Origin of the sequence: Cohnella sp. WQ 127256 (genome assembly GCF_024519285.1) — a bacterium.
Classification (GTDB): Bacteria; Bacillota; Bacilli; order Paenibacillales; family Paenibacillaceae; genus Cohnella.
In genome coordinates this window covers 1,780,020-1,806,478 of record NZ_JAMZCY010000001.1, presented here as the reverse complement: position 1 = coordinate 1,806,478, position 26,459 = coordinate 1,780,020, and the positions used below count along the sequence as shown (strand labels likewise).

General features: G+C 45.8%; 25 protein-coding genes. 23 read left to right on the top strand and 2 right to left on the bottom strand.

Going from position 1 to position 26,459, the window contains the following annotated elements:
* Positions 1-10: 10 nt before the first annotated feature.
* The 14 genes from M1K58_RS08070 (at position 11) to M1K58_RS08005 (ending at position 15,459) form a co-directional block, all read left to right on the top strand.
* On the top strand, positions 11-2,884 hold the full coding sequence (locus M1K58_RS08070) for an alpha-mannosidase (RefSeq protein ID WP_256758139.1): 2,874 nt from the start codon (positions 11-13) through the stop codon (positions 2,882-2,884).
* A 32-nt stretch (positions 2,885-2,916) separates the two neighbouring features.
* Positions 2,917-4,386: a leucyl aminopeptidase family protein gene (locus tag M1K58_RS08065; protein ID WP_256758138.1), complete on the top strand. Its 1,470-nt coding sequence runs from the start codon at positions 2,917-2,919 to the stop codon at positions 4,384-4,386.
* A 304-nt stretch (positions 4,387-4,690) separates the two neighbouring features.
* Entirely contained in the window at positions 4,691-5,632 is a 942-nt protein-coding gene (locus tag M1K58_RS08060) for an aldo/keto reductase (RefSeq protein WP_256758137.1), read from the top strand.
* Positions 5,629-6,375 carry a sugar phosphate isomerase/epimerase family protein gene (locus M1K58_RS08055; protein WP_256758136.1) on the top strand — a complete coding sequence of 249 codons (747 nt, stop codon included), beginning with the start codon at positions 5,629-5,631 and terminating at the stop codon, positions 6,373-6,375. Before M1K58_RS08060 ends, M1K58_RS08055 begins: the two co-directional genes overlap by 4 nt.
* Before the next feature lie 10 nt (positions 6,376-6,385).
* Positions 6,386-8,251 (top strand): 3D-(3,5/4)-trihydroxycyclohexane-1,2-dione acylhydrolase (decyclizing), encoded by a 1,866-nt coding sequence (iolD, locus tag M1K58_RS08050; protein WP_256758135.1) that lies wholly within the window; start codon positions 6,386-6,388, stop codon positions 8,249-8,251.
* Between the two features lie 18 nt (positions 8,252-8,269).
* Positions 8,270-9,265 carry a 5-dehydro-2-deoxygluconokinase gene (iolC, locus tag M1K58_RS08045; RefSeq protein WP_256758134.1) on the top strand — a complete coding sequence of 332 codons (996 nt, stop codon included), beginning with the start codon at positions 8,270-8,272 and terminating at the stop codon, positions 9,263-9,265.
* 19 nt (positions 9,266-9,284) lie between these two features.
* Positions 9,285-10,745 carry a CoA-acylating methylmalonate-semialdehyde dehydrogenase gene (locus M1K58_RS08040; protein ID WP_256758133.1) on the top strand — a complete coding sequence of 487 codons (1,461 nt, stop codon included), beginning with the start codon at positions 9,285-9,287 and terminating at the stop codon, positions 10,743-10,745.
* Between the two features lie 78 nt (positions 10,746-10,823).
* Positions 10,824-11,636, top strand: coding sequence for a 5-deoxy-glucuronate isomerase (gene iolB, locus M1K58_RS08035; RefSeq protein WP_256758132.1), 813 nt, complete (start codon positions 10,824-10,826; stop codon positions 11,634-11,636).
* A 103-nt stretch (positions 11,637-11,739) separates the two neighbouring features.
* Positions 11,740-12,312, top strand: coding sequence for a GNAT family N-acetyltransferase (locus M1K58_RS08030; RefSeq protein WP_256758130.1), 573 nt, complete (start codon positions 11,740-11,742; stop codon positions 12,310-12,312).
* A gap of 49 nt (positions 12,313-12,361) precedes the next feature.
* A complete protein-coding gene (locus tag M1K58_RS08025) occupies positions 12,362-12,817 on the top strand; it encodes an SRPBCC family protein (RefSeq protein ID WP_256758129.1) in 456 nt (151 codons plus the stop codon).
* Positions 12,818-12,937: 120 nt separating this feature from the next.
* Positions 12,938-13,441, top strand: a complete 504-nt coding sequence (locus tag M1K58_RS08020; protein WP_256758128.1) for a GNAT family N-acetyltransferase — start codon at positions 12,938-12,940, stop codon at positions 13,439-13,441.
* A 57-nt stretch (positions 13,442-13,498) separates the two neighbouring features.
* Complete coding sequence (locus M1K58_RS08015; protein ID WP_256758127.1) at positions 13,499-13,945, top strand: aminoacyl-tRNA deacylase; 447 nt, start codon at positions 13,499-13,501, stop codon at positions 13,943-13,945.
* Between the two features lie 124 nt (positions 13,946-14,069).
* Positions 14,070-14,618 (top strand): RNA polymerase sigma factor, encoded by a 549-nt coding sequence (locus tag M1K58_RS08010; RefSeq protein ID WP_256758126.1) that lies wholly within the window; start codon positions 14,070-14,072, stop codon positions 14,616-14,618.
* Positions 14,602-15,459: a hypothetical protein gene (locus tag M1K58_RS08005; protein ID WP_256758125.1), complete on the top strand. Its 858-nt coding sequence runs from the start codon at positions 14,602-14,604 to the stop codon at positions 15,457-15,459. Before M1K58_RS08010 ends, M1K58_RS08005 begins: the two co-directional genes overlap by 17 nt.
* A 65-nt stretch (positions 15,460-15,524) precedes the next feature.
* Here the strand turns inward: M1K58_RS08005 and M1K58_RS08000 are convergent, their stop codons facing one another.
* Entirely contained in the window at positions 15,525-16,514 is a 990-nt protein-coding gene (locus tag M1K58_RS08000; protein ID WP_256758124.1) for a DUF2628 domain-containing protein, read from the bottom strand.
* A 213-nt stretch (positions 16,515-16,727) separates the two neighbouring features.
* Here M1K58_RS08000 and M1K58_RS07995 point away from each other — a divergent pair, with 213 nt between their 5' ends.
* From M1K58_RS07995 to M1K58_RS07965, 7 genes are all read left to right on the top strand, one after another.
* Positions 16,728-16,859, top strand: coding sequence for a hypothetical protein (locus M1K58_RS07995; protein ID WP_256758123.1), 132 nt, complete (start codon positions 16,728-16,730; stop codon positions 16,857-16,859).
* A gap of 31 nt (positions 16,860-16,890) precedes the next feature.
* The gene (locus tag M1K58_RS07990; RefSeq protein ID WP_256758122.1) at positions 16,891-17,181 is read left to right on the top strand and encodes a hypothetical protein; all 291 of its coding nucleotides are present in this window, start codon (positions 16,891-16,893) and stop codon (positions 17,179-17,181) included.
* 19 nt (positions 17,182-17,200) lie between these two features.
* Complete coding sequence (locus tag M1K58_RS07985; RefSeq protein ID WP_256758121.1) at positions 17,201-17,401, top strand: DUF4177 domain-containing protein; 201 nt, start codon at positions 17,201-17,203, stop codon at positions 17,399-17,401.
* A gap of 18 nt (positions 17,402-17,419) precedes the next feature.
* On the top strand, positions 17,420-18,907 hold the full coding sequence (locus tag M1K58_RS07980; protein ID WP_256758120.1) for a hypothetical protein: 1,488 nt from the start codon (positions 17,420-17,422) through the stop codon (positions 18,905-18,907).
* Between the two features lie 31 nt (positions 18,908-18,938).
* A complete protein-coding gene (locus M1K58_RS07975; protein WP_256758119.1) occupies positions 18,939-19,751 on the top strand; it encodes a GNAT family N-acetyltransferase in 813 nt (270 codons plus the stop codon).
* 234 nt (positions 19,752-19,985) lie between these two features.
* Entirely contained in the window at positions 19,986-20,498 is a 513-nt protein-coding gene (locus M1K58_RS07970) for a hypothetical protein (protein ID WP_256758118.1), read from the top strand.
* A 149-nt stretch (positions 20,499-20,647) separates the two neighbouring features.
* Positions 20,648-22,210 carry a family 10 glycosylhydrolase gene (locus M1K58_RS07965; protein WP_256758117.1) on the top strand — a complete coding sequence of 521 codons (1,563 nt, stop codon included), beginning with the start codon at positions 20,648-20,650 and terminating at the stop codon, positions 22,208-22,210.
* A 71-nt stretch (positions 22,211-22,281) separates the two neighbouring features.
* On the opposite strand, the gene M1K58_RS07960 is transcribed toward M1K58_RS07965, so the two are convergent.
* Positions 22,282-23,145 carry an alpha/beta hydrolase gene (locus tag M1K58_RS07960; RefSeq protein WP_256758116.1) on the bottom strand — a complete coding sequence of 288 codons (864 nt, stop codon included), beginning with the start codon at positions 23,143-23,145 and terminating at the stop codon, positions 22,282-22,284.
* Between the two features lie 327 nt (positions 23,146-23,472).
* On the opposite strand from M1K58_RS07960, the gene M1K58_RS07955 reads away from it, so the two are divergent.
* Positions 23,473-25,209, top strand: coding sequence for a sigma-54 interaction domain-containing protein (locus M1K58_RS07955; protein ID WP_256758115.1), 1,737 nt, complete (start codon positions 23,473-23,475; stop codon positions 25,207-25,209).
* A gap of 304 nt (positions 25,210-25,513) precedes the next feature.
* Positions 25,514-26,455, top strand: coding sequence for a VOC family protein (locus M1K58_RS07950; protein ID WP_256758114.1), 942 nt, complete (start codon positions 25,514-25,516; stop codon positions 26,453-26,455).
* Positions 26,456-26,459 lie beyond the last annotated feature (4 nt).

Here is a 26,459-nt window from a genome sequence, read left to right as displayed (position 1 = left end):
TTTTAGGAGAGTGGAGATCATACAGACCGAGGAGCTGAATGCAGTCCTTGTTAAGCTGAAATCCCGCGTGACTGAAAGCTATTGGGGGAAGCGCATCGTAGCACAATTGGAGTATGCCAATCGGGTTTCTAAGGTGAGGGGAGGTCAGTATGACGATCTGATTCATACCGTTGTCATAGGTCTGCTGGAAACGCTAGAGCGGGAAGGTAAGCTTGGGGAGCAGGTGGTCTACGATGCAGAGGGACGTTTGTCTTCATTGGCTATAGCGGCGAAGTCCTACGACTTGATTTGTGTTGCACATGCACACTTGGATATGAACTTCCTGTGGGGCTGGGATGAGACGGTGTCGGCAACACTTAACACATTCCGGACGATGCTGATCTTGCTTCAGGAGTATCCGGATTACCATTTCTCCCATTCTCAAGCAGCTGCCTATCATATTGTCGAAACCTATGATCCTGAAATGCTAGAAGAGATTAAAGTCCGTGTACAAGAAGGACGATGGGAGGTTACAGCCTCCACATGGGTCGAAGCGGACAAAAACATGCCGAACGGCGAAAGTATGACAAGGCAATTTCTATATGCCAAAAATCATATGATGCGTTTGTTCGGACTGAAGCCAGAGCATTTGCAAATTGATTTTGAGCCGGACACCTTCGGTCACAGCCTTAATGTACCAGAGACATTACATCACGCGGGTGTTAAGTATTATTACTATTGCCGCGGTCATAACGATGAAGGACATCACTTGTATCGTTGGGTGGCACCCTCTGGTCGATCGGTTATTGCCTATAAAGAGCCTCATTGGTACGATTCCCGCGCTGAAGCGGAAATGGTGCTGACTGTACCGGAGTTTTGTCAGCAAACAGGCTTGAACACGATGATGAAAGTGTATGGGGTAGGTGATCATGGCGGAGGTCCTACACGGCGCGACATAGAGCGCATTCTCGATATGAGAGAGTGGCCGATATTCCCGACCATACGCTTCGGTAAGTATGCGGAGTATTTCGCTTTAACAGAGCAAATTGCTGATCAGCTGCCAATTGTACGCAATGAGCTGAACTTCATATTTACGGGCTGTTACAGCTCAGAAGCGCGTCTGAAGCAAGCGAACCGGGTTTCGGAGAACCTGCTGTATGAAGCTGAAGCATTGTCGAGTGTGTCCACGCTGTGGACTTCTTCCAAGTATTATGGAAAGCAATTGGAGGAAGCTTGGAGAAAGACGTTATTTAATCAATTTCACGATATTTTGCCGGGAACAGGCATTCCAGAAACCCGCGATCATGCACTTGGTGCATTCCAAGAAATATCAGCTATGGCAAATAGCAAACGTAGCGCTGCCATGCGGAGTCTCGCTTCACGCATCGATACTTCCCGTTATCTCATTCCCAATGAAAACCTGAAGGAAAGCTTCTCCGAAGGGGCTGGGGCCGGTGTGGGGGTCAGTGTTAAGCATCAGTTCCGAACGGGTGAAAGTGATCGTGGTCGCGGGAAAACACGGGTATTCAACGTGTTCAACAGCGCGACTATCGCGCGTAAAGAGTTAACTGAGATCACGATTTGGGATTGGGATGGAAATATTCAAACGATCGGGTTTCAAGATGACGAGGGAAATCCACTCGAGTTTCAATTTGTTGACCGCGGATTTGTCGAGCATTGGGGGCACTTTTTTTTACGAGTATTGTTGCCAGTGAACGTTCCGGCATTGGGATACAGCACTTATATCATGACGGAAAGAGCAGGGGACATGGCGTCTCTTACGGCAAATGACTTCTATCTCACTGGGCAAAACCTGCCGCCCGTGGAGCTGTATTCCTTCGTGTTGGAGAACGATCTGCTCAAGGTAGTTCTCGATGTGCAGAAGCTAACCATCGTCTCCTTGATCGACAAAGTTAAGGGGCAGCAGCTTATCGATGGCAGCAGACCCGCCGGCGTATTCCGATTCATTGAGGAGGATACGTTCCAGGGGGGCGGAAATGCATGGCTGGTAGGCCGATACCGCAAAATCATTGAGCTTACTGAAGGCATCCAAATCGAAAGTAGTGAGCTAGGTAGCAAGCGATTAAGGCAGTCGATTACGTTCAGTGTGCCGTTTCACAGATCCAAGCTGAAGGTGACTGTTTCTTTGGATCAAGGAAGCAGAAGGCTCGATTATAACGTGGAATGTGATTGGCATGAATATGGCAAAGACAAGGAATTTACGCCGCAGCTGCAGTTTTATGCGCCATTCGGTTATGAATGTGATTCCTATCGATATGATATGGCATTCGGTACAATTGAACGTCCTTCACTTGATTTGGATGTACCCGCGAACAGCTGGGCGCTTGGAGTTCCAACTAACCGTGAGCAGGGCAGCTCCCTTATGCTTTTGTCGGATTGCAAATATGGATTCCGAGGAAGGGAAAATGGACTTTCCGTCACTCTACTGCGTGGCTCCTATGGCCCGGATGCTTATCCGAACACAGGAGTTCATCAGATTCGTTTAAGCATTTGTTTGGTTGATGCAGCAAGTAATCAGAAATTAATCGAACAATCATCCCATTATCATCTTCCTCTCCAAACTCTTTCTGTAGCTGCGAGCACTGGAGACTTACCGACAACGCAGAGCTTCTTCCAGCTTGTCGAAGGAACGCTTGCTATAGCTGCGATTAAGATGCCAGAAAACAATCAAGCTAAGAAACAGTGGATCGTTCGGGGATATGAAACGGAAGGAAAGACAACTTCAGTGAAGCTGGAGCTGTTCCGCAAGGTGAGCAAAGCCTATTTCGTCGATACGTTTGAACGTCCGGTGACGGAAGGTGACGTTGCCATTATCGGTTCCCAGATTGGCTTTGAGGTTACGGCTCATGGCGTCGCAAGTCTATGTGTTGAATTTGAATCCTAATCGTCTTGTCATCAGTGAATAGAGGAGAATCCATGATGAATGAGAATATCGATCAACAAGTAGATGAGATGGCTCCAACTTTAATAATCCCTGTTTACCAAGAAAGCTTAGAGCGAATCTTAGAGCTGCCGCAAGTCGGCCAGCTATTCGATTCATCTGTTTTGCGAGCGCATATGGCTACCAAAGATGCGATAACGTGGTTCTATGGTCGCCTTGGACAACCGGATGTTGTAATTGTAGGCATGGGCGAGGCTGCGCTTATTCACCCCGCTCGTATTCGGGAAGCAGCTGGAAACACGGGACGTGCGGTAGCTAAGGTGCAGTGTCGTACCGCCCATGTTTCTTTTCAAGCACTATGGGATGTGAATACCGCATCCGATCAAGAAGCGGAAGCGGTCGCGGCATGGGTCGAAGGCTGGAACCTGGGTACTTATTCCTTCAATAAATATAAGACGAGAACGGAGAAACGCGAGGCTCCGACTCTTCGTTTCGATGGGCAATCGAGCTCGCAGATCCAAGAGGCGATTCGCCAAGGAGAAATTCATGCAGAGGGCACGATATGGGCGCGGGATCTCGCGAATGAACCCGCCAATCATTTGCGTCCATTGCAATTGGCTGACAAAGTGATGGAACGCTTTGCCGGCACGGATGTCGAGATTAAAGTGTTCACTGGCGCGGATCTGGAGCAACAAAACTTTGCCGGAGTCATAGCTGTAGGTAAAGGTAGCGTATTTCCGCCTGCATTTATCGAGCTTCGTTATTGCACGGATGATTCGAAGCCACTAACCGCGTTGATCGGCAAAGGAATCTCGTTCGACACGGGTGGGGTCAGCCTCAAACGCGACTTTGATATTAGTAGCATGAGGATGGATATGGCTGGAGCTGCAGGTGTGCTTGGGGCGTTGGATATTGTCGTTAAGAGTAGAGCGTCCGCCAATATTGTGGTGTTGGTGCCGACGGCGGAGAACGTGATATCGGGGAACAGCGTGCTCCCCAGTGACGTGATCCAATATGCGAACGGTCTTACAGTTCAAGTGGGCAATACCGATTCGGAGGGACGGCTCGTACTCGCGGATGCATTAATTTATGCGCATCGCATAGGTGCATCTGAAGCGATTGATATGGCGACGCTGACGTATGCTGTTGTTGGAGCGCTGGGCTCCAGGATCGCAGGTATTTTCGGAGACGATGAGCTAGTGCGTAGGTGTAAAGATTCGGGTGAGCCATACGGCGAGAAAGTGTGGCAGCTACCTTTAGTAGATGAATATGAATCATACATGGATAGCACCTATGCAGATGTCTGCAACATCAGTAGCGGTGAAGGTGCCGGAGCGATTACAGCGGCGTTGTTCTTGCGGAAATTTGTTCACCCCACGTTAAGGTGGGCGCATATTGACATGAACGGTCCGAAGGATTCATCCTCTGCCAAAGGTGAACAGGCAATCGGAGCCACAGGCTTCGGCGCGAGAATGCTAGCCAAGTACGTGATGACGAAGGAATAGGGAGAATAAGTTCTGATTATGGTATCGATTCCAGATGAAGGCCCTAGTAAAATAAACTTTCTCTGAAATCGAGACATACCTTCAAAGAAAAGGAGTGGATTCCAAGATGCGATTATCTCATTCAGTTGCTGCTGTGCTTGAAGATGCAGAAATCAAGCTTATAGCTTGTTCGGTGAATGGATCTACCAGCTAATGAAGACAGGTTACTTTGATGAGCCTCTTACACTTACACAGAAGGATTGAAGCGGGAACCTGTATTCATAGAAGAACAATAGAATAGGCGTAATGCTAGAGGAGAATTCATATGAAAATGATGGAGATTAAGGGTGTGAACAAGTTGATGTCCCGGCTGATCATGGGAACGGGAGATCTAAGAGTATTGGATGAACCGAAACGATTGATGCTCGATGCTTATATCGAGGCGGGTGGCAACTTTTTTGATACCGCCCATCAGTACAGAGGGAAAGAGCTAGTTCTAGGACAGTGGCTGGAGGAGAAAAAGCTCAGGGATAAAGTCGTTATTATGACGAAAGGCGCTCATCATGATGATGGAAGTCCGGGACCACGGGTGAACCCGCAAGCTATCCGGAAGGATCTAGCGGAGAGCTTGGAGAGGCTGGGTACAGATTATATTGATCTCTACGCACTCCATAGAGACGATCCAAGCGTCGAGGTTGGGCCGATCATTGAGGAGCTGAACGAACAGCTTGGGACTCAGAAGATCCGGGCAATCGGCGCTTCTAACTGGTCGTATCAGCGCATTCAGGAAGCGAATGAATACGCTGCGGCCCATCAATTAGTAGGTTTTACGTTTAGCAGTACGAACCTGAGTCTCGCCAAGGCAAAAGAACCGAGGTGGGAGGGCTGTGTTTCGGCTGACGAGGATACTTGTAATTGGCATGAGCGTAACCAGCTGACACTGCTGTCTTGGTCCTCTCAGGCCGGGGGGTTTTTCTCAGGTCATTTTACGCCAGACAATCTCTCTGATCCAGAAATGGTAAGAGTGTATTACAGTGATAGCAATTGGGAGCGGTACAGGCGTGTGGTGAAATTGGCGGAACAGAAGCAGGTAACACCGATTCAAATCTCATTATCCTATGTTCTTCATCAACCTTTTCCGACCTGTGCGATCATCGGACCACGCAATCCGGAAGAACTTCATGACTCCGTAATGGCGATGAATCTTCCGTTAACAATTGGCGAAGTCGATTGGCTCGATTTGAAGAAGGAGGAGATCGCGGAATGATCAGACATCAATTAGCGGCACAGCTATACACCTTGAGGAACGAAGTGAAGAAGGATTTTCCTGCAACATTGAAGCAGCTGAAGGAAATGGGCTGGGCGGCTGTTCAGATCGATGGACTGCACGGATACGCCGCGCGAGACATTGCTGCGGTGATGAAGGAGCTCGGGTTACGAACAGCGGGAATGCATGTCGGGCTGGAGAGAATGAAGCATGATTTAGATGCTGTGCTGGAGGAGGCTGATCTGTTTGATACGAAGGATTTCATCTGTCACTCCCTACCAGACGGTCTACAAAGTCCGGAAGGCTATGCCAGTGTGAAAAGGGACTTGCTAGAAGTCGCCGTCAAAGTTAAGGGTAAGCGATATCGCGTTGGCTATCATAATCATGATTTTGAATTTCATACCTCAATAGAAGGTAAATTTGCGCTTGAATATTTGCTCGACGATCCGACCATTTACGCGGAAATTGATACGTATTGGGTTCGCAAAGCCGATCAAGATCCCCTAAGCTTCATCCAGAATTATGCGAATCGTATGCCGATCCTTCATCTGAAGGATATGACTGCGGACAGCAGGCAGACTTTCGCTGAAATCGGTTCTGGAGTTATCGATTTCGCCCCGATTGTCCAGTGGGGACTACAAAATGGTGTTGAGTGGTTCGCGGTGGAGCAGGATTACTGCTCGGGAAGTCCGATGGACAGCTTGGCCATAAGCTTGGATCACTTGTTAAAGTTGAGGTTATGAGGTTATGACGATGAAAACAATTCGTTTGACGATGGCGCAGGCTTTGCTGCGATTTCTGGATCGACAGGTTTTGTCCGTGGACGGTGAGGAGATTAAGTTCGTTAGGGGAATTATGGGTATCTTCGGACACGGTAATGTTACAGGCATCGGCGAGGCTATAGAGCGCGAGCCTGGCAATTTGATGTTCCTTCAGGGCAAGAACGAACAGGGCATGGTTCATGCTGCCACTGCTTATGCCAAGCAGAAAAACCGTAGGCAGATTTTTGCCTGTACGACCTCGATCGGTCCGGGAGCGCTCAACATGATGACCGGCGCCGCAACGGCGACAGTCAATCGTATACCGGTGCTGCTGCTCCCTGGTGATAACTTCGCCTCCCGCCAGCCAGACCCTGTATTGCAGCAATTGGAGGTCCCAACCGATTACTCGGTATCAGCGAACGATCCGTTCAAAGCGGTCAGCAAGTTCTGGGACCGTATTGTTCGTCCGGAGCAGTTGATGTCATCGCTCATCCAAGCGATGCGAGTTCTGACTGATCCGGCCGAAACCGGAGCGGTCACGCTCGCGCTACCCCAGGACGTTCAAGCGGAAGCTTATGATTATCCGGCACACTTCTTCGAGAAGCGTGTCCATTTTCTGCAGCGTCGTCCGGCAGAGCAGGATGCTATTTATCGTGCAGTTGATTTGATCATGCGGAAGCAAAAGCCTTTGATTATTGCAGGGGGAGGCGTCCATTACGCGGATGCGACGAAAGAGCTGCTTGCATTCGCAGAAGCATTCGGGATTCCGGTAGCGGAGACACAGGCGGGCAAAAGCGCGATTCCTTGGAATCATCCACTAGGTGTTGGCGGCGTGGGTACGACCGGTACATTAGTGGCAAACCGGTTAGCTGCTGAAGCGGATTTGATTATCGGGGTCGGAACTCGATTCTCAGACTTCACTACTGCATCCAAATCCGCGTTCAGTAACCCATATGTCGCATTCCTGAGCTTGAATGTCAGCTCCTTCGATGCGGTTAAAATGGAAGCCGAGTCTGTCATAGCGGACGCGAAGGTTGCGCTTGTGGCGCTGCAGCAAGAATTGGCAGAACGTGGATTCCTTACTAGCTATGCTGATGGAGCTATCAGTGAGATGAAGACAGAGTGGGACAATGAAGTTGACCGCCTCTACGAGCTGGAGAGCGATGCTGGGTTAACCCAGACAAGAGCGCTTGGTATTATCAATGGCTACATCGGATCGACAGCAGTTGTCGTTGGCGCTGCGGGGAGCCTTCCAGGCGATCTGCACCGAGTGTGGCGGACAACTGAGCCGAAGACTTATCACATGGAATATGGTTTTTCCTGCATGGGATATGAGATAAGCGGCGCATTCGGTGTTGCTCTTGCGGAGCCGGGGCGGGACGTGTATGCATTAGTCGGTGATGGAAGCTACCTTATGCTGCACTCTGAGCTGGTTACGGCAATCCAAGAGGGCGTTAAGCTAACTGTTCTCCTATTCGACAACAACGGATTTCAGTGCATTCATAACTTACAGCGCGATCAAGGCAGCGACGGCTTCGGCAATGAGTTCCGCCTCCGTTCCAAAGAGACGGGCCGTCTGGATGGACCTTACATGTCGATCAATTATTCCGCGTTAGCCCGAGGTTTGGGTGCAGCTTCTTATACCGCCGGTACGGCCAAAGAACTGGAGCAGGCGCTTCGTGACGCGAAAGCGGAACAAGGACCTGTGCTGGTGGAGATTAAGGTGCTTCCAGGAACGAATACAGGTGGTTATGACTCTTGGTGGAACGTCGGCGTACCTGAGGTGTCCGTAAGCGACAAGGTGCTGAAGGCGCATGACAAGATGCAGCATAACCTCCGTACAGCGCGTCCTTATTAACAGGAAGAAGGGAATGCGATGGACTCGATAACTTTTGCGACTGATAGAGGGCTGGATTTTGTAGCGATCGGCCGTCTATGTATCGATCTGAATGCTAATGAGATTAATCGTCCGATGGAAGAGACGATGACATTTACTAAATATGTCGGCGGGTCACCGGCTAACATCTGCATCGGGATGTCCCGATTGGGCTTAAAAACAGATTTCATAGGCAAGGTAGCAGACGATCAAATGGGCCGGTTCATCATCGACTATTTGCACAATAACGGCATTGGCACTTCTGGGATTACGACAGATCGAACCGGCGCGGTTACCGGTCTCGCTTTTACAGAAATCAAGAGCCCTGAGGAATGCAGCATTCTGATGTACCGCAGCAACGTAGCAGATCTGCTACTTGCACCGATAGAAGTTGACGAATCGTTGCTCGCTCGAAGTAAGGTTCTCCTCGTATCTGGCACTGCTCTAGCGCAGAGCCCGTCCCGCGAGGCGGTTCTGCTTGCTCTACGTTACGCTCGTAAACATGGCACTAAGGTTATATTCGATATCGATTACCGGCCCTATTCGTGGGCATCCCTTGAGGAAACGGCAATATTCTACCATCTAGCAGCGGAAAAAAGCGATATTATAATCGGCACGCGTGAGGAATTCAATATGCTGGAGCGATTCGACGACAATGCGGAACACAGCGATGAGGTAACAGCGGCGCAATGGTTCGACTACCACGCAGAACTTGTCGTCATCAAGCACGGCAAGGATGGATCGATCGCTTATGGCAAGGACGGCAGCTCACAGCGAGGTTCTATTTTCCCAGCAAAGGTTATCAAAACGTTCGGAGCAGGTGATTCGTATGCGGCAGGTTTCATCTATGGACTTATGCAGGGATGGGACGTCAGTCGCAGTATGACATTTGGCAGTGCGTCCGCATCGATCGTTATTTCAAGTCATAGCTGCTCGGACGCCATGCCGACAGTCGAACAGGTCGAACAATATATGCTAGCTTCTAGAAAAGCGTAATGGAGAGGTGAGCGCTAAGATGATAGAGACAAAAGCATCCGAAACATTAAGTAACTTTATCGGAGGAGAATGGATCGCTTCCACATCAAGTAAGACGGAACCCGTATTCAATCCGGCAACCGAAGAAATTATCGCTAATGTGCCGCTTTCTTCCAAGGGTGACGTGGATCATGCCGTACAGAATGCCAAAGAAACATTCCAAACATGGAGTAAGACGCCCGTCCCGCGCCGGGCTCGAATTCTATTCAAATATCAACAGCTGTTGGTCGATCATTGGGAAGAGCTTGCTAGGATCATCACGTTAGAGAACGGAAAAAACTACCAAGAAGCGCATGGGGAAGTTATGCGAGGCATTGAATGTGTTGAATTTGCTGCTGGGGCACCGACTCTTATGATGGGCAAACAGCTTCCAGACATTGCTACGAATGTGGAGTCGGGCATGTATCGCTTTCCGATCGGTGTTGTAGGTGGAATTACACCCTTTAACTTCCCGATGATGGTGCCCTGTTGGATGTTCCCGCTTGCTATTGCATGTGGGAATACGTTTGTCCTGAAGCCTTCCGAGCGGACACCACTGTTAGCGAATCGGCTGGTGGAGCTGTTTAAGGAAGCGGGATTGCCAGACGGCGTGCTGAACCTGGTGCACGGATCGCATGATGTCGTGAATGGTCTACTCGAGCACCCTGACGTCATTGCGATTTCATTCGTTGGTTCTCAGCCAGTCGCGGAATATGTGTATACGAATGCAACCGTGCAAGGGAAACGAGTACAGGCACTCGCTGGCGCTAAGAACCATACGATCGTCATGCCGGATGCCGACATGGACGGTGCAGTGACACAGATCATTAACGCGGCTTTTGGTTCCGCGGGAGAGCGCTGTATGGCGTGCGCTGTTGTTGTCTCCGTTGGCGCAGCGTCCGAGACGTTGATCGATAAGCTGGTGTTCGCAGCTGACAAGCTGACCATAGGTAACGGGCTGGATAAGGATGTCTTTCTTGGCCCGGTCATTCGTGGTCCACACAAGGAACGTACGCTAGGCTATATCGCAACGGGCATAGAAGAAGGTGCGGTGCTGCTCCGCGACGGACGCACAGATACTGCATCCAACGGCACTGGTTATTTCGTCGGACCGACGATCTTCGATCAAGTGACGTGTGAGATGAAGATTTGGAAGGATGAAATTTTTGCCCCGGTGCTGTCAGTCGTTCGGGTAGACAGCCTTGAAGAGGCGATTGAGCTAGCGAATCGTTCTGAACTGGCTAACGGCGCATGTATTTTCACCCAGGACGGCAGTAACGTTCGTCAATTCCGCGAAACGATCGATGCTGGCATGCTTGGTGTGAATTTGGGAGTACCCGCACCCATGGCCTTTTTCCCATTCTCAGGCTGGAAGAAATCGTTCTATGGTGATTTGCATGCCAATGGATCGGACGGCGTTGAGTTCTATACGAGGAAGAAGATGGTCACTTCCCGCTGGTAAGCAACGGATTGAGGATAAGTTGATTCCGATGTACTTGTCTGAACAATGAATCTGATTCAGGAAAGGAGGCATTTGGAAATGAGCAAATTGATCGTGAAACCGAATCAACACCCAGATTCTGAAGGCAATATTCTTCGGATTACACCGGAATCGGCTGGCTGGAGTTATGTCGGTTTTGAAGTATACACGCTAAGGGAAGGCGAATCGATGAGTCGTCTGACGGAGGAGCGTGAAGCTTGTGTTGTCCTCCTTAGTGGAAAGGCTGACTTGTCCACAGAGAATTCGGAATGGAAGAGTATTGGTGGGCGAATGAGTGTATTCGAGAAAATCCCTCCGTATTCCGTTTATATTCCTTCCTCGGATACGTTTACGGTTACTGCGCTCACGGATTTGCAAATTGCCGTCTGCTGGGCTCCGGGAAGAGGGACGCACTCCGCACGATTGATCGGACCCAGGCAGGTTGGCGTTGAAAATCGTGGTGAAGGAAGCACGCAGCGACTCGTGCACAATATTTTGCCGGAAACCGCGCTTGCGGAAAATTTGCTTGTCGTGGAAGTATTTACGCCCGCAGGTCACTGGTCAAGCTTCCCACCGCACAAGCACGATCGTGACTTATTACCTGTGGAATCGCTGCTTGAAGAAACCTATTATTATCAAGTGAAGCCGGAGCGTGGATTTGCGGTACAACGCGTCTATACAGACAACCGTTCGTTGGATGAGACGTTGACTGTGGGAAATGGTGAGGCTGTACTCATACCTAAGGGATATCATCCGGTATGCGCCCCACCTGGTTATGAAGTGTATTATTTGAACGTGATGGCGGGTCCCGTTCGGATTTGGAAGTTTTATAACGATCCGGATCACGCTTGGCTGATGCCGAAACCACGATAAGTTCGATTAAGCAAAAACCCCCCTTGCTGGGGTTTTTTTGTATGGATGAGCATTTGGAAAAATTGGTTTATAATGGTGTTGAGAGTGAGAGGAGGAAGGATATATGTTTTCTTTTTGTGGGTTGGAGGGACAAAGGGTTAAATTAGTACCTCTAGAAAATGAACATGCGAAGCCATTATTTGCATGCTCAAGGGACCCTGAAATATGGAGGGGTTACCCAACAAAGATCAATTCTCTTGAAGATATGAATAACTTTATATATAAGGCATTAGAAGGCCGTGAACGTAAAGAACAATATCCGTTTGCAGTCTTTGATAAAGAAAATAATGAGTTCGTAGGTACAACCCGATTTCTTAGAATTTCAGAAGAGCACAACAATCTTAATATCGGATCAACCTGGTACACGTCCAAAGTATGGAGAACAAGAGTGAACACGGAAACGAAGTATTTAATGCTGAAATATGGATTTGAAACGTTAAAAACAGATAGAATTGAAATTGTAACGTCAACAGAAAATATAAGGTCACAGAGAGCAATTGAAAGACTAGGAGCAACTAAAGAAGGGGTATTGAGAAAAAAATATTACAATGTGGATTACGTGATTTACAGTATTATAGGAAGTGATTGGGAAGAGGTAAGAAATAGGCTCGAACAATACCTTAGAGTAGATCAATAAGAGGGACTTATACCATTCTATTAACTTCACCTAGAAAACGAGGCGTCCTATGGTTACAGTAGAGACTAAGATTATAATAGATGCTCCAATAGCATTGTGCTTTGACTTAGCGAGGGATATTGAAATCCATACGAGAACCGTTTGGAAACATACAAATGAGAGAGCTATTAAAGGGACAGTAACGGGATTGATAAATGAAGGGGAGACGGTAACCTTTCAAGCCACTCATTTTTTGATCAGACAGAAACTAACCTCTAGAATTACGGAAATGAACAAACCGTATTACTTTGTAGATCAGATGGTGAAGGGAGCCTTCAAGAATCTGAGGCACGAACATAAATTTGAAGAGCTTAAGGGAAAGACAATGATGACAGACTCACTTACCTTCTCCGCGCCATTAGGATTTATCGGGTGGATCGTAGAAAGAGCCGTGTTAAAGACATATATGAGAAGATTTCTAGAGCATCGAAATGAGCAATTGAAGGTCATTGCGGAACATCGTTGAAAGAGGGGAGAAGCAATTGGAATGCTGTTGGAGCCACTTAATAAGTCAGATTTCCCCCTCGTTGTTGAATGGGTGGTAGTTCGTATAAACAAGGTATATTACAAAGGAGATAGACCCTAAATGATTAGATTGTGTGATGATAATGACACAGCTACCCTACATCATATTATTAATGATGCGGCTACGGCCTACAAGGGGATTATACCTGATGACCGATATCATGAGCCCTATATGTCTATGGAGGAACTGGAACAAGAGCTTAAAGAGGACGTTGTGTTCTGGGGATATATGGATTCAAATCATCAATTAACGGGTGTGATGGGTTTACAGGATAAGGGCAAGGTGTGCTTAATAAGACATGCCTATGTAAGATCAACTCAAAGAAACACTGGAATAGGGAGCAAGCTGTTAATTCATTTAACGAATCAAACAGAGAAACCGATATTAATTGGCACCTGGGGATCAGCGACATGGGCGATTAAATTTTATGAGAAAAATGGATTCCATATTGTATCCACTGAAGATAAAGTAAATCTACTGCACGAATATTGGAACGTACCGGACAGACAAATCGAAACATCGGTCGTCTTAAGTAACTGTGAAATTGACTCGTTAGGACGATAACGTGATAGATAATCGTGAGAGTTAAAGGACATATTCAGAGGGAGAGACAGAACGGGTATGAGCGATGTCGTTACTCTGCTTGAAGAATTAAAGATTGACTATGAATTCATTAATCATGAAATTACGATTAAATCCGCACAAGAGGGAGCAGATTATTTCGGAATAGAGATTGGACAAACAGCTCCAACGTTAATATTAAAATCAGGAATGGATTATTATGCGATGATTATTTCTGGAGATTACGGGAAAATTGATTTTGAAATGTTAAAAGAAATATTAAAAATAGACGAAATTAGGCTAGCCAAGCCGAAAGAAGTAGAGCAAATTACAGGCTGTGTTGTAGGTAGCGTCGCCTTAATAGGTCATGGGTTACCGACAATTATGGATAGACAAATGAACCGTTATACTTATATTTACGGGGGAACAGGAAAGATCAATTCCACCTTGAAGATTAACGTTAGTGATGTAGAAAGGTTAAATGATGTTATTGCCTATGTTCGTTAAGGATATGGATCAACAGATCAAACCCAATTATTTACTCCTCGTATAATTTTAAAAAAACCCATCCGAAGCAATATTGTGAACCTAACCCTGTTCTCATTTGTCTATATTATTGAGGTGAGTATAGTTGAATGATGATTATATTAAAAGCGTAGCCAGTCTGGATCCCGTTACTCTTGATGAATTGATGGAGCAGTATGGACAAGACGTATGGAATTTTGCCCATCTTCTAACGAGAAACCGCAGTATGGCGGACGACATCGCCCAAGATGTTTTTTTGCAAGCCTACCGTCATGCTGAAACTTTTCGAGGAGAAGCTTCTGTAAAAACATGGCTTCTAAAAATCACTCGCAACATTAGCTACAATTATCGAAACACGGCCTTTTTCCGAAAGGTACTGCTTGTGGATGTGATGGCCTCTAAGGAATCAAGTCACTCAGCGGAACAATCTTTCTTAGAGGAAGAAGCGACGAACGACATTTGGAGACAGGTGTTTCAATTATCGATCAAGTATCGAGAAGTAATCGTGTTACATGCGAAGCATCAGCTTTCCCTCCAAGAGATCGCGCTTATTCTGAAAATCCCTGTAGGAACGGTGAAATCGAGATTGTTCGGAGCACGTAAGCGATTATCTTCATTGTTGAAGGAGGAGTTTCTGTATGGATCATCCATCTAATCCGGACTGGTATGAAGCGCTTCAAGGCAATCATTTGAGGAAGAGAACGTTCACAGACCAATTGGCTGCTAGAATTAAGGCGCGAGCCGTATCCACTACTACGGGTAGAATCTCTGTGACTCGTAAGTTCGCATTCTTAGGGGCTAGTATGCTTGCTGTAATGGCTATAATTGTCTTCATCAATGGGGATTACCTGAATAATTCAAACATGACGAGTGAAAGAAATTCGAATTCGACAAATCAATCCGTATCCGGTACTTCATCACAATTATCCAACGACGAGGCTATAGGCCAGAGTGATGATCAGATTCAATTCTCGAAGTCTCTCACGGATGGTGAGTGGCAACAATTACTGAATCGAGATGATCACCAAGGTTCAGGATTAGAGATGAGATATAAAGAAAGTGTTGGGGAGGATAAGATGTTGGTCTTCTCGTCTAATGGATTTGCTGATGGGAATTTGTATCTAAGAGTCGATGAATATGACTGGACCACACAAGTAAGAGGCCTATATAACAATACTCAGTACCAATGGGTTAATAACGGATTGACTTCAAGTAGCATGAGTGAAGAAAGTTATAAGAACACAATAATTACAGTGCCTACGCGACGAAATGATATTTCCATTTTTATGGGGGCCATCATTGATCCTCATGTTTCCGAGATTCGTGTATCCGACAATTATAATGGATTTAAGTTGGCAGAAATTGTTCGAGACGATGAAGGCAATGCCTATTGGTTCGCAGTCTTGACTTGGGATTCGATTAAGAAATGGGAGTACAAGGTAGAAGCATTGGATATAGAGAGTAAGTTACTATCCGAAGAAACATTTCGAATGTGATTCCTGTTAAAAACACAAGATAAAAGGTCTCCCTCGATAAAGGGAGACCTTTTATCTTGTGTTAACTATCTTGAAGCCATAAGTGTCGGCCATTGTTCTGCTACCCATTCCATAGCATCGATCAGAGTGTGGTCCTCATAACCTGGTTCATGGAAATATTCAATGACCATTTGGGTCCATAGCTCAGATTCCGCGGAGCGATTATTCCCTAACAACTCCAGATCTGCACCCTGCTCGCGCCAATCACTTAGTATACGGTTAACAAAGACGAACAATCGGTCATAGCCAACTTGATCCTCCCAATTTGCGCCCGTTATCCCTCTTGCATAATCCGAAAGACCATCATCTCGAATGGCATATTGTGAGGATTGTTGCTGATTTCTTTCTGTTGAACTGCTTTTAAAGGGGTTTCCATCATTTTGCAATAGCACAATCGCATAACAAAGCAATTGAATGGAGAATAGAAGCGCGGGAAGCACAACATGAGTGCCACCTGTGGCTGTTACATCTTTGATGGACAAGGATTCGTCAGAGTCTAATTCCTTGTGCATATTTGAAATTTTACGAGTGACATGCAGTTTGTAAAGAGAGTTTCCAATGATTCCGATACTAAACTTCATAATAAGATAAGCAAATATCGCATTTTCCAGAGGGTGCTGGATAAGGCTCTCATCCAATGAAAATAAGCCTCGATATAGGACGTTCATGAGTATGAATAATCCGACTAAGGTAAGTAACGAATAGAGATACATTTTGCGATACAGCATCCAATAGAAGCCCATCCAAAAGGCAGACCAGTTCCAGAAACGACTACGATCCCAAAATTCGATATAGACATTAGCTTTGCTTCCGACAAGAGCGTTTATATATTCTTGCTCATCCTCTTCATCGTCATCATAGAAGTCTTCAGCTTCAATTCCATCTGAAGATGATAGGGGTTCCTCGTATGTATCAATGAATTCACGATTATCGTTTTTCGCACGTATCGGAAATCCACATTTTTCACAAAAACGGTCATTCTGTTCAAATTGATTACCACACTGAGTACAAAACATGTGACTGCCTCCAAATGACTTAATAAATCTCAAAAATTATAACATGGTCTACCTGATTTTGGCATTGACAATATTACCATTTGAGATCAAAATTTACAGATATCCCAGCATGAAATCCCTTATCGCTCTCGCCCCGTAACTCCTCTTGAGATTACGAAGTTATTTTACATTAATGATTTTGATGAAATGTTCTAGAATAACCCTGTGGATCAGTTGGCTGAATTATTAGGGCTACAGCATTATGAATGGCTATCCTATGATTATTTGCAAAATGATATCAAAGCTAATCCATCTGAGGTAGAGGGTAAGGGGATCAAAGTCGTTAGTGGGATTCTAGGCTTCTAAGAGGTGCAACAAACAAAGGAGTTGTTGATCTGTGGGAGCATTAATCATCATCGTCATTTGGATAATAATCTCTATTGTCTTCTTTGTTATTTTGTACACAGTGATTCAGTCTGCAATGGATAATACGAAGATGGCTAGTAACATTCAAGAACTGCGAGATCACTTTGTTGGATTGAAACAAGAGGAATCTCTGTTATCGAAAGATGGACCCATTGTAGAGGTTGGTAGTAATGAAGAAGGCGAAGATTGTCCTGCCTGCGGCAACAAGGTTACATTGAACGAGTTCATGTGTCCGGTATGCGAATTAAAGCTTAGGGATTAAAGAGAAGGAGGAGCTTACTATGGAAAGATGGGAATACAAAACGCTTAAGATGAAGATAGGAACTTTCTGGGGTGGAGTTAAAGTAGATGAGAGTGAATTTGAAACCGTGCTAAATCAGGCTGGTGAGCAGGGCTGGGAGTTAGTTTCCAGCGTGGATACGAGCCAGTATCAAGGGCAATCCAAAGATTTGATATGCATTATGAAGAGAAGGAAGTCTTAAGATCTAGAGGAGCGGGATATGAGAAGATTTATCGTACTGATCATAGTCGTATTCATAGTCGTATTAGTTGGTTGTAATAAACAATCCTCGCAAGATGAGATTCAATACCCTTTAAATGAACAAGATGTTAAACGTCTTATGGCTGACAAAATGAATATCGAAGGCTGGAAGCTTTCTAAAGAAGGAGATCAGTACCTATTCTCATTTATCCCCAAAGAGTCGGGGGCCAATGGGATGTCCTATGCCGTTAACGCGAAGACTGGAACTGTCTATGACGAGATTTCAGGGGGTCCACAAACGAATTTAGTCGTTAAAGATGCACCTAACTTCATGGCTATTACGAATGGGGAAGACTATTACATAGAGCTCTATAAGCTTGCGAATCCCATCCTGCAAAGTAATGGTCTCGTTCCGAGCAACAAAGATTGGCTAACCGGTGGTTACGGTGATGGATATTTGTATGGTGACGTTCTGAAGGGTAATCAGTCCTTGTCGATTAAATTAGATGTATTTACGAAGCAATGGGAACAAATCGAGGATGAAGGGTTTTCAAGCTCGAATGAGCCTGAAATCGAACCCACGATCCAGCCTTCGAAGGAGTCTTCGGCTACTCAAGGGGCTGAGTCCGATCCTGTTCAGGAATATATAGCCAAGGTGAGTTCAGCAGAGGATAAGATTGTTTTCTATGAGGAAGAGGATCTGGATTTAGATGGCGTTAAGGAGATCATAGTTGCATTAGGGACTCCGGGAGAAGATGCAAATTCCTCCTCCATCTCTCAAGTCTATATTTTACATAATATTAAAGGTAAGGTTGAGCAACTCGTAGATCCTTTAATCTCTGGTGGTTACTATTTGTATGACATCAAACTCATACGTTTGCAGGATATGCCTAAGGTTTATATTTACTGTGGGAATACGAATGGTGCAGATTTGTTAGGCTTTGAAATCTACGAGCTAGCTGATAATGAACTTCAACCCGTTGCCTATAGCGCTTCAGCTACAGGAGTCGGTGATGACGAGTTATTAGACATTAACAAAGACGGCCAATATGATAGCTATGTACAAAATAGAATGAGCTATGATGTATTCTATTACCCTGTGCAGCGAACATTTGTATGGGAAAATAAAGATTTTGTCATTGACCATACTTTTGTAGAGTTGCCTCCCTATCCAGATAATGCACGAGATGTTCTGCTCCAGTATATTTCTTTAAAGGTTCTTAATGAAGACAAAGCTCCGGAAGTAGATGCGAGACTGGCAGAGCTATATTCAAATTCTAATGCTATAAATGTAGAGCCTTCATGGGATTCGTGGAATTCTGCAGTCAGTAATACGATATTGGAAATCGGTGAACCGGAAGCTCAGCTAGACATTAAGCTAGATGAGAAGGAGAATTCTACTGTTGCGAATGTAACCTTCCAAGAAAGCAATAAGATATACAAGATTAGCTTTGAGCTGAGCAAAGTTGATGGCAAATGGAGCATTACAGCATTTCAGAACATGTAAGCCGGGGTTTCCCGTGAGAAAGGGGTAAGCAATGAATTTATCCTGTACTACGATTCAGTTAATCGAAGAAATTGAAAGGTCAGAAGTCGAATATATGCAGGATCGTATGATTGCGATTAGGAGCAGAGCAGATAATCCTGAGGGAATTGAAATTGAGCGAATAGGCAATGTAACCTGTTACTACAGCCGCACGATGCCTTGGCCATCGTTCAATACGGTTAAGGGGATTAGAAGTAGTGACATGGATCTCATTGATCCTATCCTCGATTTCTATAGCTCAAAAGGTCGAAAGCCACAGTTGGAGGTTGTGCCCACTCTCGTTGAACAGAAGCTGCTGAAGTGCTTATCAGAGCGGGGCTTCTACCAGTCGGGCTTCCATACGTCTCTATACATGGACTTGACGCAATATGAAGAGGATGACGATAGAGATTCGATTACTGTACGAGAGCTTCAGGAAGATGAGATTGAAGTGTACGCAACGATTCATTGCAGAGGTACGGGACTGTCGAATGATGGCATCCCGCATGTCGCAGCGAATAATAAAGTGCTGTATAACCGTCCAGGCTGGAAGTTTTACATCGCATACAAGGATAAAACTGCTGCGGCTGTCGGCGTTATGTATATGAAGGATGGCGTAGCCTCGTTAACATTCGCAGCAACTTTACCCGAATTTCGGAGTCAAGGCTTCCAACAAAGCTTGTTGAAGAGAAGGATCTCCGAGGCAGCTAGAAGCGATTGTAGGTTAGTCGTCGCTCAATGCGCTTTTCTTTCTCAAAGTCACCGGAATATGGAACGTGTTGGAATGAGGATCGGTTATGTTCGAGCCTCTTGGAGCGTAGCGTAATTGAGAGTACAATGGATCGAAATACGAAATATTTAAGGAAATTAACATGGCCACACAGACTAAAAACCATCCCCTCGCAATAGATTGACGATGAGGGGATTTTTCCCATTGTCACACATTAAAAAAATTTAATTTTTACGGTAAGGACATGAAACTTTCCGTTTAGCATTTCCGTCTAATGGCTAATGGAAAGTGAAGGCTTCTGTTAGGGGCCCTGAAGGAGAGAATGCGGTTATGGTTAACAAAATGCTTTTTAGCTTCGTCGCCGTGTTATTCGGGTTCATGTCCTTTGGATTTATTCAAGCGAACACGAATGATTACATGCCTGTTCCAAGAGATTCGGACACCCATGTCGCTTACATCGATCAAATCTATCAGAAGAACGGTAAGATCTATCTGAATGCGGATTTCATACAATGGTATGAAGGGGAAGAGGCCAACAAAGTATTTCGTGAGAAGGAACAAGACCCGGAAATGACTGAGGCTCCAGATGGCTACTATATCGTGAATGAGGATACACAACTTCAAACGCTAGAAGTCGCAGCGGATGCCAAGGTATTCATGCAAATCTACAATCGGACAGGAAATGTTGCGGAAGCGGATATTGTATGGAACGAAGAGATCAGTGTTGCTAAATTGATCGAAGAAATGTCGGAACCGTCTGAAATGAACCTAGCGGAATTCCCTTATCATTTAGAAATACACGATAATAAGGTTGTCAAGATTACACAGCAGTATGTTCCTTAATCGACAATAATAGAAGCGTCACTCCTAGTGAGGACGCTTTTTTTGCTTTTTGTGTGCAACAACTGCTCTATCGGAGCGTCTATATTAACAGAGTCGCTTGAGTGTGTGATTTACTAGATTCAATACAGCTGATCTGGAGGGTATTAAAAATGCATTTTCGTAATCGTTTTCTGTTATTTGCTCTATGTTTTACCTTATGTATATCTGTAATGAGCGTTCCAGCTTCTGCTAAATCCCCCACTGCAATTAGTATTTATCTAGATGGGAAAAAAATCAATGCAGACGTCCCACCGTATATTATTCCCAAAGTGAACGTAACGATGGTCCCGCTTAGTGTCATTAGCAAAAATCTCGGTGCAGGCGTAGCCTGGTCGCAAAGCGAGAAAACAGCGACCATTACATACAATGATTTAACCTTAAGCATGAAGAGCGGACAAAAGTACGCCATCGTAAACGGGGAGCAAGTGGAGTTAGATGCATCCATCCAGATTATCAAAGGGCGGACGATGGTCCCCATTCGTTTTGTAAGCAATCAAATGAAGCTACTCGTCACATGGGTTCAATCTGAACAGATGATTAAGCTTCAATCAGAGAAAGGACTTGAGGACAAGACGCTAACAGGAGCATGGGTGTCTACTGTATTTAACTTGGATTGGCCTTCAAGCAGCTCTTATGGAAAGTCAGCCCAGCAGAAGCAAGAGTACATACAAATGCTAGATGAGCTGCAAGGAATGGGTATTAATACGGTGTTCGTGCAGGTGCGTCCGGCAGCGGATAGCTTCTACCCGTCGCAGCTTGTTCCTTGGTCGAAATTCCTGCAAGGAAAGCAGGGATTAGCTCCAGACTACGATCCATTACAATTCATGATTGAGGAAACCCACAACCGTGGAATGGAATTTCATGCTTGGTTCAACCCGTTCAGGGCGAATACAGATGCGAAGACCGAGAACCTGGCTGCAAATCACATAGCCATCACGAACCCGGAATGGATAGTGAAATCAGGTAGCTTATTGTACATCAACCCTGGTATCCCAGAAGCTCGGCAGCATATTATCGACGTCATTATGGAAGTCGTGAAAGGTTATGACATCGACGGAGTACATCTCGACGATTATTTCTATCCATCAAACGGGGTGTTCGATGATGATTCCACTTACCTCACCTACAACGCTAAATCTATTACGAATAAAGCGGATTGGCGCAGGGATAACATTAATCAATTTGTTGAACAGTTAGGCCAATCGATTCGTAAATCGAAGTCACAGGTTCAGTTCGGGATTAGCCCTTTTGGCGTATGGCGCAATCAATCCATAGATCCGACCGGCTCAGATACGAAAGCAGGTGTTACTGCTTATGACAATATGTATGCGGATGTACGTACCTGGATCAAACAAGAGTGGATCGATTATGTGACACCGCAAATCTATTGGAGCCTATCTCTGAAAATAGCCCAATACGATACTCTGGTCAATTGGTGGGCCAAGGAAGTAGAAGGGACGAATGTCGACCTCTATATTGGTCATGCTCCGTATAAGCTTGGAACGACAGAAGCGGGCTGGAGTAGCGCGCAAGAAATCATTAATCAGCTCGAATATAATAAAAAGGTTCCTGTAGTAAAGGGAGATATTTTCTTCAGTGCAAAGGATTTACGGAAAAATCCGCTTGGACTTATTCCGCTCTTACAAGATTACTATAAAGTGAAGCGTCCTTAGGGTAAGGACACCGAAAACCCCTGGATTCGCGAGATACTTCGCTGAATTAAGGGGTTTCTTTGTTGGATGATCTATTCGTTGTGGCTGGCTTTAATGCCGGTTAGTTGCTCCGTTAACCAGCTCTTCATGACCGTAAACACTTCTTCGCGTTTCAATTCATTATGCAGCTCATGCTTAAAGCCTGGCCATTCTCGCCAGCTACATAGAGAACCCGCCTGCTCGGCGAATTGCTTACTTGCTTGAATGGAAGTGACCTTGTCATCTCCACCATGCATTAACAGCAACGGAACCGTCAAATCCTTCGCATGCTCCAGTGCCCATTTCCCAGCACCTTGAACACCAAAGAAGAACCTCGCTGTTATGTTCCCATGACCCAGATTATCGTTGACGTAACGTTCGATCATTGCGGGATCGGTCGTGAGATTGGTTGCATTAATCGGACGGTTGTTCGTGTATGTCGGATATATCTTTTCGATTAATTTACCAACGACGGATTGTAGAGAAGGAGGCTTAAAGGCAAGCTTCAACCACGGACCGGTCACGATCGCACCCGCGATCTGAGGCTGTCTTCTTAAGAGGTAATTAAGCGTTACATTTCCACCCATACTATGCCCGAACAAGAAGAGGGGGAGCTCTGGGTATTTACGTTTGGCTTCCGCAATCAGTAAATCTAACCCTTCAAGAAGACCTTCATAGGTGGGCACATGACCGCGTTTCCCCTCCGTGCGTCCATGACCCCTCTGGTCGAATCCGATAACGGTATAGCCTTCTTTATTCAGCATCTCCGCCACATGGGCATAGCGGCCCATGTGTTCGCCCATACCATGAACAAGACCAATCACGGCTGTAGGTTTGTTAGATTGATCAAGTCTCCATTCGCATGCATGCATAGGAGTACCATCCGCGCATAGCCATTCCATTGGGCTGTAACCCATCGTTGATCCTCCTAACGGTTTCGATTCATTCTGTCACTGTTACTCTTATCATAAACGATTGTATAAGAAATGTGGCATTTACTGTTTTTCTCGGTTTACAATTAGAATAAGGAGTCATATTTCTGGGTGTTGCCTTAGGCTACACGGGTGGTCATACGGAAACATTTTGCGGAGGGTGATAATGGACGGACGCTGCTACCTATATCTTTATGTCGGGATATAAACAAAAAGAAGTCGCCAAAACGATAGAATCTGAAAGCGCTTTCGTGATAAAGTTAAACTGGAAAAGCCTAGATTTTTTAACGTCGATTTTTCAGGGGGGATACGATGAAGGTCGATACGAACAACAAACATTTACACGCCATCGTTGAACGTATATTCATCGAAGGATCCATTCTACGGAATAATGATATCGATTTGTACTTCGTCAAGCCGGACGGACGTCTGGTCTATCTGTATGATGCTGGCCAGAGATCCATATCGGTTGAAGCGAATGTAAACCAAGCCAAGCTGCTATGGCTGGACATTTTGGATTTGTCGGAAGAAACCTGTCGGTACTCCGACTTTTGGGCGTATTCGATTCCTATCCTGTACGACGAGGATCCTTTGTATTATATCGTGGCAAGATCTATTCAGAACGACTTGCTTCTCGCAAGTTATGTCTATATGACTGCGGAGTTGATCAGCCACGAATTCGTTCATAACCGAACTGTCGAGAAGGTATTTTTAAAAAGTGAATACCAAAGGGCTATTTGCGAGGCAGTCTCGCATGGGTACATGACCGTCGACCGTTTCGGCGTTATTACGTATTTAAACACGAACGGTGCCGTTTTGCTGAATACGTCCGCAGACCGTGTCATTGGAAAATATATGTACGACGTTCTTGCAGGGCAAGACCAGTTGTTGAATGTTTTGAAGACTGGACAACAGTGGTATCACCGGGAATTTACGATACCGATTCCAAAAGCTCAAGCCCGTCTTGTCTTCTCCGCACTGCCCATTTGGGACGATCGCAAACAGCTCGTTGGTGCTATATTCATTTTCGAAAAAGTAAAAACCGTGCAAAAAATGTATGCCGACATGGTCGGTTCGCATTCGATTTTTCGATTCGAAGATGTCTATTACCGCAGCAATGCGATGGAAGAAGTAATTCACCTAGCGAAAACTGCTGCCAAAACAGAGACTACGATTTTGATTGAAGGGGAGAGCGGGACGGGAAAGGAGTTAATTGCTCAAGCCATCCATAACTATAGCTTACGCTCGAAGGGGCCGTTCGTCGTAATCGATTGTTCTGCAATTCCTAGAGACCTAGTGGAAAGCGAACTGTTCGGTTACGTGGATGGTGCGTTTACCGGAGCTAGAAAAGGCGGGCGATTCGGTAAGTTCGAGCTTGCCAATGGGGGCACGGTCTTCTTGGACGAAATCGGAGAAATGCCGTTGGATATGCAGGCTAAGCTGTTGCGAGTCATTCAGAGCAAGACCATCGCCAGGGTCGGAGGCAGCGAAACGATTCCTGTGGATTTCCGAATCATCGCAGCAACGAACCGAAATCTGGAGGATGAAGTCAAGAACGGTAACTTCCGCTTGGATTTATATTATCGGATATATGTAATGCATTTGGTGATTCCATCCTTGAGGGAACGTCCCGAGGATATTCCCTACCTGGTAGGAAAGTTTATTGCGAAGGCAGCAGAAAGACATCTGGTCAAAGCACCCGAACTTTCGCAAGAGGCACTGAGTTGTTTGATAAACTACTCTTGGCCAGGGAACATCAGGGAACTCGAGAACGCAGTGGAACGGACGGTTGTGTTGTCCGGGGAGACGATCGAGCTTAGGCATCTGCCAAAACGGATTGTTGAGCCCTTTGCGAGCGGTGGATTCAAAGCGACGTACGAATTGAAGCCCTTCTTTGAGAAAGATCCTAACAGACTTCAAACAGCCGAACGGCAAGTCATTATCAAAATTTTGACGGACGTTGGATGGAATAAAAGCTTGGCAGCTAAGCAACTGGGCATATCCAGGTCTACTTTGTATGAAAAGATGAAGAAATACAAAATTGATTAGTATTGCAGTTTGCAAAGAGTGACGGGCAACCTATATTGCTTGTCGCTCTTTTTTTTGATGTGTACGACATTCGGACACTTCCCTGCAGGTGTACGATCGAAATGTCGAATTGTTCGGAAAATGGACAGATTGTTGCTCGCGAGCGAATGGACATAAAAAAAAATCAGAGTATTTTTTGCTGTAAACGCTTGCTTACATGTGTTTTCATGAAGTGGATTTCGCTTATTATCTTAAAGTTGGCATGGAAATTGCTAGTTGTAAGGTGGGAGAATTATCTCATCACATTACAAGGAGGATTTATTCAATGGCAAGAAATCCGCATTATATTTCCCAATTGGGCCACGTGGAGCTATACAGCCCGAAAGTGGACGACACCGTCAAATTCTTTAAAGACGTTATTGGTCTAGAAGAGTCTGCTCGAGACGGAAAATCCGTGTATTTCAGAGCGTGGGGCGAGTTCCACCACCACAGTTTGAAAATTACGGATCATACGACCAAAGGGTTGGGACACATCGGTTGGAGAGCAGATAGTGCCGAAGCGCTTGAAGACGCTGTCAAGCATATTGAGAGCTCAGGCCGCGGCAAAGGTTGGATCGAGGGGGATATTGGTCACGGGAAGGCCTTCCAATTCGAGTCTCCGGACGGCCATTTGGAAGAGATATTCTGGGACGTTGATCTTTACACGGCACCTGAGGAATTGAAAAGCGTATGGCATAACCGTCCACAGAAGAACCATGGACGCGGCGTGGCGCCTCGCCGTTTGGACCATGTTACTCTTCACAGCACTGATGTCCCGAAATGCCGCGAGTTTTATCAAGGACTTGGCTTCTACCATCGGGAAGGCATTCTGCTGGATGAACCGATCAGTAAAGAAATCGGTGCATGGTTCTCAGTGACGAACCTGTCCCACGATATCGCGCTGTTGGGCGATCAAAGCGGAAAACGCGGTTTGATCAACCATGTGTGCTATGCCGTTGAGAGCCGAGAAGAGGTATTGATGGCCGCTGATCACATTATCGAAAGCGGATACACATTGGTGATGGGAGCTCCTACTCGTCACAAAATCGCGGAAGGTTTCTTCTTCTACGTGGATGAACCGGGCGGAAACCGCTTTGAGCTGTATTCCGGCGCACATTTGATCTTTGCACCTGACTTCGGCCCGTATATGTGGAGACTGTCCGAAAACCCGAACGACGCATGGGGCAATGAAATGCCATGGACTAAGGACGGCAAAATCATTAAGTAATTAG

Coding starts and splice junctions, on each gene's coding strand:
- M1K58_RS08015 (WP_256758127.1), top strand. CDS start 13,499: ATGAGCGATGTCGTTACTCTGCTTGAAGAATTAAAGATTGACTATGAA.
- M1K58_RS07960 (WP_256758116.1), bottom strand. CDS start 23,145: ATGGGTTACAGCCCAATGGAATGGCTATGCGCGGATGGTACTCCTATG.
- M1K58_RS07970 (WP_256758118.1), top strand. CDS start 19,986: ATGGTTAACAAAATGCTTTTTAGCTTCGTCGCCGTGTTATTCGGGTTC.
- M1K58_RS08030 (WP_256758130.1), top strand. CDS start 11,740: ATGTTTTCTTTTTGTGGGTTGGAGGGACAAAGGGTTAAATTAGTACCT.
- M1K58_RS08005 (WP_256758125.1), top strand. CDS start 14,602: ATGGATCATCCATCTAATCCGGACTGGTATGAAGCGCTTCAAGGCAAT.
- M1K58_RS08020 (WP_256758128.1), top strand. CDS start 12,938: ATGATTAGATTGTGTGATGATAATGACACAGCTACCCTACATCATATT.
- iolB (WP_256758132.1), top strand. CDS start 10,824: ATGAGCAAATTGATCGTGAAACCGAATCAACACCCAGATTCTGAAGGC.
- M1K58_RS07980 (WP_256758120.1), top strand. CDS start 17,420: ATGAGAAGATTTATCGTACTGATCATAGTCGTATTCATAGTCGTATTA.
- M1K58_RS08025 (WP_256758129.1), top strand. CDS start 12,362: ATGGTTACAGTAGAGACTAAGATTATAATAGATGCTCCAATAGCATTG.
- iolD (WP_256758135.1), top strand. CDS start 6,386: ATGAAAACAATTCGTTTGACGATGGCGCAGGCTTTGCTGCGATTTCTG.
- M1K58_RS07965 (WP_256758117.1), top strand. CDS start 20,648: ATGCATTTTCGTAATCGTTTTCTGTTATTTGCTCTATGTTTTACCTTA.
- M1K58_RS08065 (WP_256758138.1), top strand. CDS start 2,917: ATGATGAATGAGAATATCGATCAACAAGTAGATGAGATGGCTCCAACT.
- M1K58_RS08000 (WP_256758124.1), bottom strand. CDS start 16,514: ATGTTTTGTACTCAGTGTGGTAATCAATTTGAACAGAATGACCGTTTT.
- M1K58_RS07985 (WP_256758121.1), top strand. CDS start 17,201: ATGGAAAGATGGGAATACAAAACGCTTAAGATGAAGATAGGAACTTTC.
- M1K58_RS08060 (WP_256758137.1), top strand. CDS start 4,691: ATGAAAATGATGGAGATTAAGGGTGTGAACAAGTTGATGTCCCGGCTG.
- M1K58_RS07955 (WP_256758115.1), top strand. CDS start 23,473: ATGAAGGTCGATACGAACAACAAACATTTACACGCCATCGTTGAACGT.
- M1K58_RS07950 (WP_256758114.1), top strand. CDS start 25,514: ATGGCAAGAAATCCGCATTATATTTCCCAATTGGGCCACGTGGAGCTA.
- M1K58_RS08040 (WP_256758133.1), top strand. CDS start 9,285: ATGATAGAGACAAAAGCATCCGAAACATTAAGTAACTTTATCGGAGGA.
- iolC (WP_256758134.1), top strand. CDS start 8,270: ATGGACTCGATAACTTTTGCGACTGATAGAGGGCTGGATTTTGTAGCG.
- M1K58_RS07975 (WP_256758119.1), top strand. CDS start 18,939: ATGAATTTATCCTGTACTACGATTCAGTTAATCGAAGAAATTGAAAGG.
- M1K58_RS08055 (WP_256758136.1), top strand. CDS start 5,629: ATGATCAGACATCAATTAGCGGCACAGCTATACACCTTGAGGAACGAA.